Source organism: Pseudomonas sp. PvP009, from assembly GCF_017832995.1.
GTDB classification, from domain to species: Bacteria; Pseudomonadota; Gammaproteobacteria; order Pseudomonadales; family Pseudomonadaceae; genus Aquipseudomonas; species Aquipseudomonas syringae.
The window spans coordinates 3,558,581-3,572,508 of sequence record NZ_JAFIBG010000001.1 but is presented as its reverse complement, the minus strand read 5'-3'; the positions used below and the strand labels follow the sequence as shown (position 1 = coordinate 3,572,508).

Below are 13,928 nucleotides of genomic sequence, written 5' to 3'. Positions count from 1 at the left end.
AATCACTCTCAGTTACATTCTCATACATATTTGTTGCACGAGCCTCGCCTGTGGCGTCGAGCAACGCATTGGGGTAAAGATGCTGTTCAACTCGCGATCATCTGAAGGAACCAGCATGCATTCACGACGCTTCCCCATCACTGCCGCAATCGGACTTTTCCTGGCTTCAATGGGCCTGTTTTCCATGGCTGCCAACGCCGCCGAACTGTCGCCCGATCAGTTGCTGAAAAAAGCCCAGGCCGAACAACCGGCCTACCTCGACACGGTCCGGCAACTGGTCGATATCGACACAGGCACCGGCCAGGCAACCGGGCTGAAGACCGTCAGCGCAATGCTGGTCGAACGTCTCAAGGCGCTGGGCGCAGAAGTTTCCACCACGCCGGCAGAGCCTTCGGCGGGGGACAATATCGTCGGTACCTTCAAAGGCAACGGCACGCGGTCTTTTCTGTTGATGGTTCACTACGACACGGTGTTTGGGCCGGGCACCGCCGCCAAGCGTCCCTTCAGACTCGACAGCGAGCGCGCCTATGGCCCAGGGGTGGCAGATGCCAAGGGCGGCGTAGCGATGATTCTGCACGCGCTGCAATTGTTGCAGAATGAGCAGTTCAAGGCGTTCGGTACGCTCACTGTGCTCTTCAACCCGGACGAGGAGACCGGCTCCAGCGGCTCGAAAAAAGTCATCGCCGAACTCGCTCGCCAGCATGACTACGTGTTTTCCTACGAGCCGCCTGACAAGGATGCCGTTACCGTCGCCACCAACGGCATCAATGGCCTGATTCTCGATGTCAAAGGCAAATCGTCACACGCAGGCTCCGCTCCCGAGGCCGGGCGTAATGCCGCCATCGAGCTGGCGCATCAGTTGCTGCAGCTCAAGGACCTCGGCGACCCGGGCAAAGACACGACCGTCAACTGGACGCTGATCAAGGGCGGGGAGAAGCGCAACATCATTCCATCCAGCGCGTCGGCCGAGGCGGACATGCGCTATTCCGACCTCAGCGAGAGCGACCGCGTACTGGCTGATGGCCAAAGGATCGTGAAGAAGACGCTGGTCGATGGCACCGAAGTGACCCTGCGAATGGAAAAAGGCCGACCGCCGCTGGCCAGAAACCCTGGTTCCGAGCAACTGGCGAAAACCGCGCAGACGCTTTACCTGAAGACAGGCCGCACTCTGGAGCCGATTGCCATGCGTTTCGGTACCGACGCGGGCTATGCCTACGTACCGGGCAGTGCAAAGCCTGCGGTGCTCGAAACCATGGGCGTGGTCGGTGCCGGGCTGCATGCCGACGATGAATACATTGAGTTGTCGAGCATCGCGCCCAGGCTTTACCTGACCGTGGCGTTGATTACGCAGTTGTCGAAGGGCGATGCGACACCCTGAGGGCCTGTGAGGTGAGGGCGGCAAGGCGTGGTCTCCGGTCCGCGCCATCTGTCGAGGTATCGGGCTTTGCGATTGACCTGAGCGCCGATAAACGATTAACTGTATATGCATACAGTTAATCAGAAAAGGCTCGCCTCATGAGTGTTACCTTCCTTGGCCCGTTGTCGGCAGGGGGCATCAAGCTCCCGTTCATATCGCTGTCGTCCGTTGGCGCCAGATCGCCAGTGGTCGAGAAGCATGTTTCCATTGCCGAGCTTTGCGAGGTCCGTGAGCCGCACGCCTACCTGGCCAGGATCGAAGATCAAGGTATGCAAGGGGGCGGCATGTGCAGCGGGGACATGCTGGTGGTCGACCGCAGCCAGTACGCCGAGCACGGTGACATTGTCGTTGCCTCGCTCAATGCACGGCAGATCTGCCGGCGTTTGCACATGCGTGGCGATGTGGTGATTCTGGAATCGCAAAACCCGGATTACCCGTCACTGCATGTCACCGACAACGATGATCTGATCATTCTGGGCGTGGTGACCTACAGCCTGAAAAACCTGCTGGAGGGCCGCGCTGCATCATCAGCTCATCGATGAACAGCCGCATGTCCTTGCATTGCACGCCGCTGCGTGATCTGCTGCCCACTCTTTGGCTTTTACCGGAATACCGAGCGCATGCAAGAACGACTTGACCAGTTACGGCTCCCCAAGCCTCTACAGGGAGCAATCAGTGATCTGGTGAGGGCACTCGACGCAACCAGCATCCGCGCCGACGTGGAAGCCGAAGCGGCGTTGCAGATCGAATACATTCACGGTCTTGAGACCAGCAGAAAGCTGCGTCCAGCCGATGCCGAAGCGCTTTACATCATATTCGACGATGCAGTTCAGGCTCGTTTACAGGCACTTGCCGATTAGATTCGGTATTCCGTTATTCTCCTGCCTGCGTGAATTTCACTTCAGACGTTATTTGTCCGCTGGATAGGGACGGATGCATTGGCTTACCCTACGAATCCGCAATCTGCGGGGTTCATGTCAGGTTTGAATGGCTATGCGGTTATCAGGCTTCATCCTCGAGAACATCGAACCTATCGTGCGCGAGTGGACCGATTTCGCGCGCACCCTGTCCACCCTTGGCGAGCCTCTGGATACCACAGAGCTGAGAGATCATGTCGAGCAAATGCTGCGGGCTATCGCTACTGATCTGCAAATGGATCAATCGCTGCAGCAGCAGGTCGACAAATCGCAGGGCCACGCCGTTTCGCACGAAGACACGGCGGCGAAAATCCACGCAATCACCCGATTGATGTCGGGCTTCACCATTGACCAGGTGGTCTCGGAGTTTCGGGCATTACGGGCAAGTGTGATCAAGCAGTGGATGTCGCAAGAGGCGCTGGATACTCAGCAGCAGATCGAAGACATGATCCGCTTCAATGAAGCCATAGATCAGGCCCTTGCCGAGTCCATCACCAGCTACACAGGCGCGGTTCAGGCGTCACGCAATATCTTTCTGGGCATCCTCGGGCACGACTTGCGTACCCCGCTAAGCGCCATATTGCTGGGTGCTGACGTGCTGTTGCGCACCCATGATCTGGGCGCGCGGCCAACCAAGGTCGCCTCGAGGATCTATTCCAGCGTGAAGCGCGCCAACCAGATCGTTGGCGACTTGCTCGACTTCACGCGTTCGCAGATCGGCCCCGGCATCCCGCTGAAAAAGACCGAAATAGACATGCAACCCATCTGCGTCCGCATCGTTGAAGAATCGAGCACGGTCCACCCGGAAGCAGACATTCGCCTGACTTCAGACGAACCGGTCATGGGTCGCTTCGATGGCGATCGCCTCGAGCAGGTCTTCTCCAACCTCATCGGCAACGCCATACAGCACGGCAATAGCTCTGATCCCGTTGAAGTGACGCTGGCCGTCTCGGAGAGCGAGCTGCGCTTTACCGTCCACAACACCGGCAGCCCGATTCCCGAAGACGTGCTTCCGTTCATCTTCAACCCGATGGACCGCTATTCACCCGAAAAGATGACCGACAACGGACCTTATTCAAGCCTGGGGCTGGGCCTGTTCATCGTCGACAGAATCGTCGATGCGCACGGCGGGCGTATCGAGGTGACGTCGAAAGCGGATCTGGGGACTACGTTTGCGGTCGTTATTCCGTTGAATGCGGAGTGAGGTCGCGTAGCGGCGATAGAGTTGCGAGGCAACTGAAGAGCATCCGGATCAGAGCTGCCTGTCCCTGATAACGCGCCCGTCATGGCCTGAAAGTCAGCGCAGGATAATCACACCCTGACGTGCCACACGGATGAGATGCCTGTAGGTGTCCGATCTGCTGCCGTCGGGGGGAAGACGAATGATCAACAGGTCATAAGTATCATCGTCCCATAGACCCATGTCTGCACACCCGTCAAAAAGCCGCATGGCCGGGCTCAGTACCGTCGCCAGGCCTGTCGTTGAAACGGGTAAGTTTTCAACGCCTGCCATCTCAGTTGCCAACTGCTCTGCTTTACCAAACCTCAGCGTCCGCCAAGCCAGACGAAAAGAGCTACGGTTGATCGTCACGCCGTTCTCGAGACCAATAACGGCATTTCGGTTTCTATCGGATATCACATGTATGCTCCATGCAAACACTCGATCCTGGCTAACGCATCACCTCATCGAGCTGATTCAGACTCAGCCCCGATTGAAGAAAATCCAGTCCCTGTGGTTCTTCCAATCCAAGTAAAACAGTGGAGATCTGCCGGTAGGCGTTACGAAACAGCGAGCTGCCCAGGCTGACCCGGCGAACGCCGACTGTCCTGAGTCTGTCAATCGTCATACCGAAAACAGGCAGGACGTTGAGAGGTTTGCTGATCGCTCTCTGAATCGCCTCAAGGTCCTCGATCGACTTCACGCCGGGTGCGAACAGACAATCGGCTCCAGCTTCTTCAAACGCGACCAGCCGTTCAATAACCTCGGTCAACGAATACGCGTGCGCTCCAAGCAGATAGTCGGTCCTGGCGGTGACGATGAAATCGGCATCGAGCGCGTGGGCGGCCTCACTGGCAGCGCGCACCCGATCGCACGCTTCTTCGATGGAGAAATACAGCGGTGTGTTCGGGTCATGATAGTCGGATATATCCTCAATGGACGCACCGGCGCAGCCGACGGTCAGGGCTCTTCTGAAATGCTCCTCGACCTTGCCCAGTGTTTTCGCCAGACCGTTCTCCAGGTCTGCCGTCACGGGTATGTCCACTGCCCGAACGATGCGCTCAATCGCCGCAAAGCGATCTTCATGGTCCATCGAGGGAGATGAGTCGCGGTAGCCCTGTGCATAGGCAATCCCCGCGCTGGTGGTGCCGAGGCTGGCGTAGCCCAACTGCTGAATGAGGCGCGCGCTTCCCTCACACCAAGCATTGGGCATGACGAATAACTCATCGCGTTCATGTAACTTTCTGAATGCCTGGCTGGTGTTCATAGCGCCTCCCTGAATGGCCAAGCATAGTCCTCTTCGCAGCACGCATGATTAAAAAAAAGTGAAGGGGCTTAAAAAAGTTTGAACAGACAACACGCAGCCCCTGTGGAATGCTTTTATCCACTTTATCGCAAGGACGTCGACTGATGAAAAGGATTGCTTCTGCTGCGTTGTTTATTGCGTCCTGTACCACCGCCTTAATGGTGATCGCGGCGCCACTGCCTGCCAGTTCAGCCGCAAATATAGACGGTGTGGAAGTTCATACCGTCACGCTAAAAACTGACGCGATGAAAATGGCCCTCTGGCGTGATTCGCCGAAAGGGACCCACACTCAAACAATGAAAGAGTCACAAGTTGTTCTGTTTATTCATGGCGCAACCATTTCAGGTAATCTCTCGGCCGGGTACGCCATAGACGTTTATTCCTGGGCCCAAGACGTCGCCAATTCAGGGCGCGAGGCCTGGGTCGTGGACCTGCCCGGATATGGTCGTTCTGATGATTATTCGGAAATGCGCGAGGCCAGTCCACACGCCAACGGTGAATCGGTGGGCAATGCCAAAAGCCTGGTGCCCGTGATTGATGCCGCCGTCGACTATGTATTGAAGTTTACCGGTGCTAAAAAACTGACGATTATCGCCACGTCCAGGGGCGCGATACCGGTGGGGTATTACCTGAGCGCGCACGGCGAAAAAGTGGACAAGGTCGTGTTCAACTCGCCCATCGTCCGGCGTGATACCACAAGCCCGGAGATTGTCCGAGGCTTGTTCGGCAGTGCCGAAAGACCCGACAAGAGCTTTTATGAGATTCCGGTCGACAAGCGATTGTCCATGATAGAAGAAGACCGTCCGGCGGGCACCGAGACGCAGCTTGAACAAGGGTTTATAAAAAACTGGCCTGGTGATGCGGCGCTGGAAAGAGCGCATCAAAAGAACATGATTAAAGTACCCGGAGGCTTTGCCCAGGATATCTACGATGCCTGGCATGGCGTGTATTGGGACCCTGCCACAATCACGGTGCCCGTATTAATTACACGCGGGGATTATGATCATGTGCTGACCACCGCGGCGGATATCGACTGGCTGTACACACACCTGAGCAATGCTTCCAGTAAACGGTACGTGCTGATCGATAAAGGCACCCACGCCATGTTATTTGAAAAAAAGCGTTTCGAACTCTATCGCGAAGTACGGGTTTTTCTGGAAGGCTCATATAACCGATTGTCACTGGCCTGTAGTTTTTGCGGCGGCCGCAACTAAAGCAAGGAGCAGATCATGTTGAAGAAAGCACGCATTGTTAAATTTCCAGGCGTTTTCGACGAGCAGGTATACAACGAGCGGGTTTCACGCAGCGGTTGTTTTCTCGGCAATTCGAAACTGGAGCAAATGGCCAATCAGGGTAAGCTTTCCAATGCCGTTGTCGGCGTCGCAGGCGCAGGGGGTATTGGCGGTGCCGTGGCACTCGGGCTGGCACGGTTGGGGGTAAGGCATATCAAAATTGCCGATCCCGATTCTTTTGAAATCAGCAATATCAATCGACAGTTCGGTGCTTCAGTGGAAACCGTCGGTCGTAACAAGGCATTGGTAGTTGCCGAACTGGTTCACCGGCTGGCGGGTGACGTGAGCGTTGATGTGTTTCCTGAGGGTATACAGAAGCACACCGCTGAAGCGTTTGTAGAGGACTGTGATCTGGTGCTGGATCAAATGGACTTCTACAGCATTGCCGAGCGCTACGCACTGCACAGGGCGTACCGTCACTCAGCCAGGTGCAAAGGCTTGTTGGCATCCTCGGTGGTCGGTTGGGGCGCCAACATCTACAAGTTCGATAAGGCAGGTCTGACGCTGGAGGATTTTTACGATATTCCGGAAGAGGCGCAGATGACACCTGAACTGGTCGAAAGGCTGGTCATGCTCCAGGCCTCTTATCAGCCTCGTTTTCCGAGCATTCCCGATATTTTCAGCTGGATGAAAGAGACAGGAAACGTGCCTATTCTTTCCGTGGCACCGACGGCCTCGCACTACCTGATTCTCTGTCGTTCAGCGCTGATGCTTTGCGACCTGGAGGGCGCACCGTACAGCACCGAACTTCCTCCCATGCCCAAGTATTACTGGTTCGACGGCTCTACGTTCGACAACGGTATTTATGAATTCGACGGCACGTGGGCAAACCCCGAGGAGCATCGCAAACACTTCAATGTCAATTGAACCAGCTGGCCCCGATCGGGGCCAGCCCTTTGAGGAAGGCGCCGTGAACGAAGTGCTCGATACTCAGGAACGGCACAATATTTCCAGGTTCCTCCTGGCCTCCAGTCTGTGGTTCATTTGTGTGGGGATACAAAGCGTATTTCTGCCCTGGGTACTGATCAGCGTCGTTCATGCATCGGCCTTTCAATTTGGCATCGCCCAGATGTGCCTGATGTTGCCGGTGCTGCTGCTGGTGATCTATGGGGGTTATGTTGCCGATCGCAAACCGGTGCGCAGGTTATTGGTCTGCGTGTACCTGGGTGGCGCGCTGACGGCATTGGTCTTCGCCGTCTGGAGCTACCAGTCCGCAATAACCTACGCCAACGTGCTGGTGTATGCGTTGGCCTTTGGCGTGCTGTCGGCCTTTTGTGCGCCCGCCAGAGAACTTTACTTGAATGTACTGGGCAAGAAACAGTTGCAAAAGATCGTCACTATAAACATCGGGATTGAGTTCGGGATTCAGACAGTGGGTTTCGCCATTGGAGGTTTTGCACCGCAGGTGGGCGTCGGTCTGATGTTCTTGTTGTTGTCGCTTCTGTTCGGGATGTCGTCCTTGGCCGCCTCTTATATTTCGGTGACCACGCCCAGCAAGCCTCATTCCGGCCTGATCGCTGAAACCCGTACCGCGCTGCGGTTTTCCATTCAGCACCCGGTCATCTTCCCGGTACTGTTATTGAACGGCCTGATCGGTGTGTTCTTTCTGGGCTCGTTTTTCGTCATGCTGCCCCTACATATTTCCCGGTTGCCGGGGTACGACGCCTCGTTGTTGGCGCTGTTCAATATCGTGTTTATGGTCGGGTTGATCGCTTCCGTCATTGTCTTGACCGTCAAGGGCGGGATAGAAAATAAATTACGGGCACTGATCAGTTCCTGCCTGCTCGCGTCGTTACTGCTGGCGGTTATCCCGTCCGTGCTCACAGAGTGGATTCTGTTTTTAGGGGTATTGAGTTGGGGGTTTCTGGGCGGTATTGCCCTCAGCATGGGGCAGACGCTGATTCAGGAAAATGCCCCTTCAGGTAATAAAGCTCAGGTGTTAGCGTTACTGATGTTGTTTTTCATGGGGGGCAGTCCGATAGGTTCTTTCCTGCTGGGAACACTTCTCGAGTTCGTTGAAGCGCCCGTCGTAGGTGTCATCAGTGCAGTCGCAATGATTGTTTCAATAATGGCAGTTTCCTATACCTACACGCTATGGAATGCACAACATGAACGGATCGACACTGTCCTTTGACGATGCCACGTCGAAGGATTTCAAAGGTAACGTGTTACTTGCAAACTCTGATATCGAACTCGCCCTGGTCAAGGCTGTTTGGCAGGAAGTGTATAGCGAGGAGTTAGGTTGGCTGGACGGGGATGACACCGATCCTCGCAATGATCGCTACCATGCCAACTCGGTCTACTTGCTCGCCACTGACGAAGAGGGAGCCGCCGTGGGGGTCATGCGCATGATTATCGACGGGGACCAAGGTCTGCCCATCGACAACTTTGCCGATATTTCCGGGATACGGGCAACCGCGCAAGGCGCGCTGATCGAATGTGCGCGACTCATGGTTCCGGCCAGGCACCGCGATCAGATATTTTCGGCTTACCCCTACGGTATTTTTGCTGCCTTGGTAAAAGCGGCTTTGCAGTATTGCCTGAAAGAAAAAAACCACGACGTCCTTGCCAATTGTTTTATCGATACACCGCACACACCGATAAAAGCACTGGCCCACATGGGGTTCCGTGACTTGAACATTCGCTTTCGAGACGAGTTGCATGAAACGTCAGAGTGTACGGTTCTGCATTTGGACATCAAGGACATGCTGTCGATATTTTACGGGCCCGAGAAAAGCCTGGGCCATTACATCATGGCGCGAGCGTAGTTTAATTTTTCTGGGCAAGGGAAGCAGGCATGAACCCATCAATGGCTATCTACGAGCGTGAATCGAATGTGCGTTCTTATTGTCGCGACTGTGACGTTGTGTTTGCGACGGCGCAAGGCGCAGTGATCGAAGACGTCGAGGGGCGGCAGTTCATCGACTTTTTTGCGGGGGCCGGATCACTGAACTATGGCCACAATAACCCGCGTTTGAAAAAAGAGCTGTTGGACTATATTCAGCAGGACGGCATCACGACCACCCTGGACTTTCACAGCGCTGCGAAGTCTCGGTTTATCGAACAGTTCGAACGGATTATCCTCACGCCGCGGGGGATGAACTACAAACTGCAGTTCACCGGGCCCACGGGGACCAATGCAATCGAGGCCGCCTTGAAGCTGGCCCGCAAGATCACCGGACGCACTTGCATCGCTGCGTTTACCCATGCATTTCACGGCGTCACGCTGGGCTCGCTGGCGCTGACCGCCAACGCCGATAAAAGAGCCGTCTCTGGCGTAGAGCTGTCAAACGTCGTTCGACTACCTTATGACGGATTTCTGGGGCGTGACATTGACAGCGCGCATATCATTGAAACGATGTTCTCCTCAGCAGGCGCAGGTTTCGAGCCGCCGGCGGCCATTATTCTGGAAGTTGTGCAGGGCGAGGGCGGTTTGAATTGCGCGCGGCCGCAATGGTTACAGAGAATTCAACAGCTGTGCCGGGCCTCAGGTGCGCTGCTGATCATTGACGATATTCAAGCCGGTTGCGGTCGTACGGGCACGTTTTTCAGTTTTGAATCTGCCGATATATCCCCCGACATCATTTGCCTTTCAAAGTCCATCAGCGGTTATGGTCTGCCGATGTCGCTGGTGCTGATAAAACCGGAGCACGATCAGTGGGCGCCCGGTGAGCACAATGGCACCTTTCGTGGAAACAACACTGCATTCGTGACGGCTGCGGCGGCACTGAGCTATTGGCAAGACAACGCGTTCGAGCGCTCGATAGCGCAACGTTCCGCCGTCCTGCGCCTTGCACTGGAAAAAATAATTGCTCATTCACCCCCCGAGGCTGTCCGCATTGTCGGGAGAGGGCTGTTCATGGGATTGAGATTTGGCAACTCACGGCGCGCGAGCAGACTGTCTGCAGAATGCCTGTCCCAAGGTCTGCTTGTGGAAACCTGTGGCCCCTTGAATGAAGTGCTCAAGCTGATGCCGCCACTGACCATCGATCTGCCTGTACTAGAGCGCGGACTGGACATCTTGAAACGTGCCTACCTTTCTACCTTACACAACGAATCATCGCGAGGGATTGCCTGATGGATTTAATGGTTGGAGATACCCGTACATTGTCTGCCTGTGCGTTGGGCGATGAGTTCATCCTGCAAGAGCTTGCACAATTAAGAGACGAACTGATCCAGCAGGTTTTCGATCATCCTTTTCTGGTTCAGTGCCGTGCAGCAAGCATGCCGATAGACCGGCTGAAGAACTTTCTCGTGCAACAAGGAAAATACAGCCGTTATTTCACGCGGTACATCTGCCAGTTAATGAGTCATCTTGAGGGTGATGAAGATATTCTGGCAGTGTTCGAAAATCTTTTCGAAGAACTGGGTTTTGGTGAAGTCACCGAACCCACTCATTCGGCTATCTACCGTGAGATGTTGTGCTCCTTCGACCTGAACCTGGAGGCGCACGCCACGCTTCCTTCCACGCAGCACCTCATCGATACAATGATGAACTTTTGCAAACAGCCCAATGGTATTTATGGACTCTCGGCGTTGTGCCTGGGGGCCGAGGCCATTGTTCCTCATCTGTACAGTGACATTGTCACTGGCTTCTCGGGTCAGGGCGTTGCTGCAGAGAGGCTCAGGTTTTTCACGTTGCATATCGAATGTGACGATGGTCACGCGGACACCCTGTTGGCGATTCTGTCGCGTCTGGTGATGGAAAAACCGACTCGTTTTGAAATAGTCCGGCACGCCGCCGTCATGATGATCAAGGCGCGACTTGAGTTTCTCGATAAACTTTGAGGTGAGCATGAATAACCATACTTTTTCGTCCAGTGATTTCGTGCATGTTCCCACCAGTCTGGCCGTTGGCGAGGACGTGGGCACGCTGTTACATGAAGGCGTCAGAACAACCACGCTGGACGCGTTCAGCAAAACAAGAAAGCACGAAGTTCATGTTGTCGACCTGCCGTCCAGGTCGATAAGCATGACCTTCGGTGCGCTACAGCCGCTGCAAGGGTCGGGCCTGCATCGGCATAACTATGAAACCATCATCTATATTATTTCCGGCACCGGTTTTTCGATGGTAGGAGAGACGCTCGTTGCCTGGACAGCTGGAGACGCCGTTTATATTCCCGTCTGGCGTTGGCACAAACACGTTAATACATCAGAGGACGCAGAGGTCACGTACATCGCCTGCGAAAATACACCTCTGCTGCAGGCGCTTGGCGTCGCGTTGCGGGAGGAAGCTTCCTGAACGAAGCTCGGTATCCGTGCCGCGGATGGGGGGCTGGACGTACCGAAGTTTTCATCCGTAAATGAACGGTCAGAAAGATGATCGGAACGCAGAAAATCGATTCAGCCCGCCGTTTTTTAACCCTATTTTCTCTGATGCTCAGGAATACTTTGCGAATACCCGCCAAATGGCCTAACTATAGAGGGAAGGAAAGCCGGGGTGCAGTGGAAAAACCCCGGAGCGGGAAAACACCCGGTCAGCAAAGTCGACCATCCGCTTTGCACCGGGTAAACAGGGAAAACGGATGTCTCGAATCTTTGATGTTGATACGCACCTCTGGCGCACGTTCAAATCGGTGAGCGAAACTCGAAGTATCACGCGGTCTGCGGTTGCGCTGTGCAAAACTCCACCTGCCATCAGCATGCAGATAAAAAAGCTGGAAGCACTTCTGGAACTGAAATTGTTCGTCAGAGGCGACGACGGTTTTCGGCTGACGGTCATTGGCGAAGAAGTATTGGCGGCCGCTGAAAAGATTCTCGCCATGCAGGACAATCTGTTCCGCTTGAAGAACAAGAACCCTGATAGCGAATTGCGTCTGGGCATGCCGGATGATTACGCACTCTTTTTCCTTCACGGGATTGTAAAAGCCCTGTCTCGATCAAACCCCGATCTCAAGATAAAGCTGGTCTGCAAGACGTCGTCGTTATTGATAGACGACGTCGACCAGGGTCTACTGGACATGGCCGTTGTCGCAGTGCCGGAATCTCGGGTCATGGAGCATTCTGAATACATCAGGCGTGAAGAACTGCACTGGATCGGCGATGCCAGGCTGATCAGGGCAGGGCATCCGATACCGTTGGTGCATTTTCCCGATGGTTGTATATGCCGAGAGGTCTCTGTCCAATCCTTGCAGTTTGCCGGGATGGCGTCCGAGATACGATTCACATCAGAGTCCAATTTTGCCGTTTTCAATGCCATCAGTGCTGGTGTAGGTATCGGCGTGGGCGAGTTATCACTCATTCCGGGCGATACGCCCATTATCACAAGCTCGCTGCTTCCCGCATTGCCCGCCATACGGATGTCTGTCCTCTACAGCGACGATCGCATTTCCAAAGCTGTCCTTTCCAGAATAAGCACCAGCATTGTGAGGAGCGTTAATGCTGTCTGCGAGCAGAATATCCTTGGAAAAGCGCTCCCGGAAAATGCCTTTGCCGTTGGGGCTTTTTGACGCGTTAAATTCCTGTGCCTGAAATCCGGCTGCGAATCAGCACGTCATCAGAACTGTCGCTTTCCTGATAAACTATCGGCCGTTCCCGATTGACCGCGTCTCTGCGTGCGGGCCACTGTGTGGTCCCGCGCATCGCTCGATTCAATTGAGCCATTTTCTCGCTGACCGCCTCTCAATGATGCATGTTGTTGAGGCCAGCTAAGGGATGGCGATAACCCGCCGCGTAAAAGACCAATCCACATGAACATCGAAAACAACGAAGCCTCAGCAAACATAGGCGATCCGCTTGCAACAGTGTCCCGCCGCTTCTCCGTCGCCCCGATGATGGACTGGACCGACCACCATTGCCGCTACTTCATGCGCAAGCTCTCAAAGCATGCCTTGCTCTACACCGAGATGGTCACCACCGGTGCCTTGCTGCATGGCGACCGTGAGCGGTTCCTGCGGCATGATGAAAGCGAGCATCCGCTGGCATTGCAGCTGGGTGGCAGTACGGCGGCGGATCTGGCTGCGTGTTCGCGTCTGGCGGAAGAGGCGGGGTATGACGAGGTCAATCTGAACGTCGGTTGCCCGAGTGACCGGGTGCAGAACAACATGATCGGTGCGTGCCTGATGGCGCATCCTGAGCTGGTGGCGGATTGTGTGAAGGCGATGCGCGATGCGGTTGGTATTCCGGTCACGGTCAAGCAACGGATCGGTATCAATGGCCGTGACAGCTACGCCGAGTTGTGTGATTTCGTCGGCAAGGTTCAGGAGGCGGGTTGCCAGAGTTTCACGGTTCACGCGCGTATCGCGATTCTCGAAGGGCTGTCTCCCAAGGAAAACCGCGATATCCCGCCATTGCGTTATGACGTGGTCGCGCAGTTGAAGTCTGACTTTCCCGATCTGGAGATTGTGCTCAACGGCGGCATCAAGACGCTGGAGCAGTGCAGTGAGCATTTGCAGGCGTTCGATGGTGTGATGCTGGGGCGTGAGGCTTATCACAATCCCTATTTGCTGGCGCATGTGGACCAGCAGTTGTTCGGCAGCACTGCGCCGGTCATCAGTCGTTACGATGCGTTGGAGTCGATGCGGCCGTACATTGCGGCGCACATTGCCAGCGGCGGCAACATGCACCACGTCACCCGGCATATGCTCGGTCTTGGCCTGGGTTTCCCTGGCGCGCGACGCTTCCGTCAGTTGCTGTCGGTTGACATACACAAGGCCGAAAACCCGATGCTGTTGCTGGATCAGGCCGCGGCGTTTCTGCAGGGGCATTGATCGCCTGTGCCGTGCGTTGATCTGAGCTGAATCAAAGGAACCGCTTATTCCAGTAGCGGCGTTATCGG

Annotated in this window: 15 protein-coding genes; 13 read left to right on the top strand and 2 right to left on the bottom strand. The window is 55.2% G+C overall.

Annotation, left to right across the window (positions count from 1 at the left end):
• Positions 1-115: 115 nt before the first annotated feature.
• From JOE29_RS15095 to JOE29_RS15080, 4 genes are all read left to right on the top strand, one after another.
• Positions 116-1,378: a M20/M25/M40 family metallo-hydrolase gene (locus tag JOE29_RS15095; RefSeq protein ID WP_210079664.1), complete on the top strand. Its 1,263-nt coding sequence runs from the start codon at positions 116-118 to the stop codon at positions 1,376-1,378.
• 137 nt (positions 1,379-1,515) lie between these two features.
• Positions 1,516-1,959, top strand: coding sequence for a S24 family peptidase (locus tag JOE29_RS15090; protein ID WP_003415915.1), 444 nt, complete (start codon positions 1,516-1,518; stop codon positions 1,957-1,959).
• A gap of 78 nt (positions 1,960-2,037) precedes the next feature.
• A complete protein-coding gene (locus tag JOE29_RS15085) occupies positions 2,038-2,277 on the top strand; it encodes a hypothetical protein (protein WP_044311637.1) in 240 nt (79 codons plus the stop codon).
• A 133-nt stretch (positions 2,278-2,410) separates the two neighbouring features.
• Positions 2,411-3,538, top strand: coding sequence for a HAMP domain-containing sensor histidine kinase (locus JOE29_RS15080; RefSeq protein WP_044311636.1), 1,128 nt, complete (start codon positions 2,411-2,413; stop codon positions 3,536-3,538).
• 93 nt (positions 3,539-3,631) lie between these two features.
• Here the strand turns inward: JOE29_RS15080 and JOE29_RS15075 are convergent, their stop codons facing one another.
• Together JOE29_RS15075 and JOE29_RS15070 are read right to left on the bottom strand one after the other, a co-directional pair.
• Entirely contained in the window at positions 3,632-3,973 is a 342-nt protein-coding gene (locus JOE29_RS15075) for a hypothetical protein (RefSeq protein WP_029572001.1), read from the bottom strand.
• A gap of 31 nt (positions 3,974-4,004) precedes the next feature.
• Positions 4,005-4,820, bottom strand: a complete 816-nt coding sequence (locus JOE29_RS15070) for an isocitrate lyase/phosphoenolpyruvate mutase family protein (protein WP_032660517.1) — start codon at positions 4,818-4,820, stop codon at positions 4,005-4,007.
• Between the two features lie 143 nt (positions 4,821-4,963).
• Between JOE29_RS15070 and JOE29_RS15065 the strand changes: the two genes are divergently transcribed.
• The 9 genes from JOE29_RS15065 (at position 4,964) to dusA (ending at position 13,860) form a co-directional block, all read left to right on the top strand.
• Positions 4,964-6,073, top strand: coding sequence for an alpha/beta fold hydrolase (locus tag JOE29_RS15065; RefSeq protein WP_245226708.1), 1,110 nt, complete (start codon positions 4,964-4,966; stop codon positions 6,071-6,073).
• Between the two features lie 15 nt (positions 6,074-6,088).
• Positions 6,089-7,018, top strand: coding sequence for a ThiF family adenylyltransferase (locus JOE29_RS15060; RefSeq protein ID WP_032660524.1), 930 nt, complete (start codon positions 6,089-6,091; stop codon positions 7,016-7,018).
• 43 nt (positions 7,019-7,061) lie between these two features.
• The gene (locus JOE29_RS15055; RefSeq protein WP_074953611.1) at positions 7,062-8,285 is read left to right on the top strand and encodes an MFS transporter; all 1,224 of its coding nucleotides are present in this window, start codon (positions 7,062-7,064) and stop codon (positions 8,283-8,285) included.
• Positions 8,260-8,919: a GNAT family N-acyltransferase gene (locus tag JOE29_RS15050; RefSeq protein WP_210079663.1), complete on the top strand. Its 660-nt coding sequence runs from the start codon at positions 8,260-8,262 to the stop codon at positions 8,917-8,919. The genes JOE29_RS15055 and JOE29_RS15050 overlap by 26 nt, the downstream gene beginning before the upstream one ends.
• Positions 8,920-8,960: 41 nt before the next feature.
• Positions 8,961-10,229 (top strand): diaminobutyrate--2-oxoglutarate transaminase, encoded by a 1,269-nt coding sequence (ectB, locus tag JOE29_RS15045; protein WP_161806252.1) that lies wholly within the window; start codon positions 8,961-8,963, stop codon positions 10,227-10,229.
• Positions 10,229-10,939 (top strand): iron-containing redox enzyme family protein, encoded by a 711-nt coding sequence (locus JOE29_RS15040; protein WP_024649018.1) that lies wholly within the window; start codon positions 10,229-10,231, stop codon positions 10,937-10,939. Before ectB ends, JOE29_RS15040 begins: the two co-directional genes overlap by 1 nt.
• Before the next feature lie 7 nt (positions 10,940-10,946).
• Positions 10,947-11,393, top strand: a complete 447-nt coding sequence (locus JOE29_RS15035; RefSeq protein WP_044311631.1) for a cupin domain-containing protein — start codon at positions 10,947-10,949, stop codon at positions 11,391-11,393.
• 283 nt (positions 11,394-11,676) lie between these two features.
• Positions 11,677-12,600, top strand: a complete 924-nt coding sequence (locus tag JOE29_RS15030; protein WP_058445426.1) for a LysR family transcriptional regulator — start codon at positions 11,677-11,679, stop codon at positions 12,598-12,600.
• A gap of 240 nt (positions 12,601-12,840) precedes the next feature.
• Positions 12,841-13,860 (top strand): tRNA dihydrouridine(20/20a) synthase DusA, encoded by a 1,020-nt coding sequence (gene dusA / locus JOE29_RS15025; RefSeq protein ID WP_122220050.1) that lies wholly within the window; start codon positions 12,841-12,843, stop codon positions 13,858-13,860.
• Positions 13,861-13,928: the final 68 nt, after the last annotated feature.

Excerpts from the sequence above, each read along its gene's own strand:
- JOE29_RS15060 (WP_032660524.1), top strand. The coding sequence starts at position 6,089 with ATGTTGAAGAAAGCACGCATTGTTAAATTTCCAGGCGTTTTCGACGAG.
- JOE29_RS15030 (WP_058445426.1), top strand. The coding sequence starts at position 11,677 with ATGTCTCGAATCTTTGATGTTGATACGCACCTCTGGCGCACGTTCAAA.
- ectB (WP_161806252.1), top strand. The coding sequence starts at position 8,961 with ATGGCTATCTACGAGCGTGAATCGAATGTGCGTTCTTATTGTCGCGAC.
- JOE29_RS15070 (WP_032660517.1), bottom strand. The coding sequence starts at position 4,820 with ATGAACACCAGCCAGGCATTCAGAAAGTTACATGAACGCGATGAGTTA.
- JOE29_RS15085 (WP_044311637.1), top strand. The coding sequence starts at position 2,038 with ATGCAAGAACGACTTGACCAGTTACGGCTCCCCAAGCCTCTACAGGGA.
- JOE29_RS15050 (WP_210079663.1), top strand. The coding sequence starts at position 8,260 with ATGAACGGATCGACACTGTCCTTTGACGATGCCACGTCGAAGGATTTC.
- JOE29_RS15080 (WP_044311636.1), top strand. The coding sequence starts at position 2,411 with ATGCGGTTATCAGGCTTCATCCTCGAGAACATCGAACCTATCGTGCGC.
- dusA (WP_122220050.1), top strand. The coding sequence starts at position 12,841 with ATGAACATCGAAAACAACGAAGCCTCAGCAAACATAGGCGATCCGCTT.
- JOE29_RS15095 (WP_210079664.1), top strand. The coding sequence starts at position 116 with ATGCATTCACGACGCTTCCCCATCACTGCCGCAATCGGACTTTTCCTG.
- JOE29_RS15065 (WP_245226708.1), top strand. The coding sequence starts at position 4,964 with ATGAAAAGGATTGCTTCTGCTGCGTTGTTTATTGCGTCCTGTACCACC.
- JOE29_RS15040 (WP_024649018.1), top strand. The coding sequence starts at position 10,229 with ATGGATTTAATGGTTGGAGATACCCGTACATTGTCTGCCTGTGCGTTG.
- JOE29_RS15090 (WP_003415915.1), top strand. The coding sequence starts at position 1,516 with ATGAGTGTTACCTTCCTTGGCCCGTTGTCGGCAGGGGGCATCAAGCTC.
- JOE29_RS15035 (WP_044311631.1), top strand. The coding sequence starts at position 10,947 with ATGAATAACCATACTTTTTCGTCCAGTGATTTCGTGCATGTTCCCACC.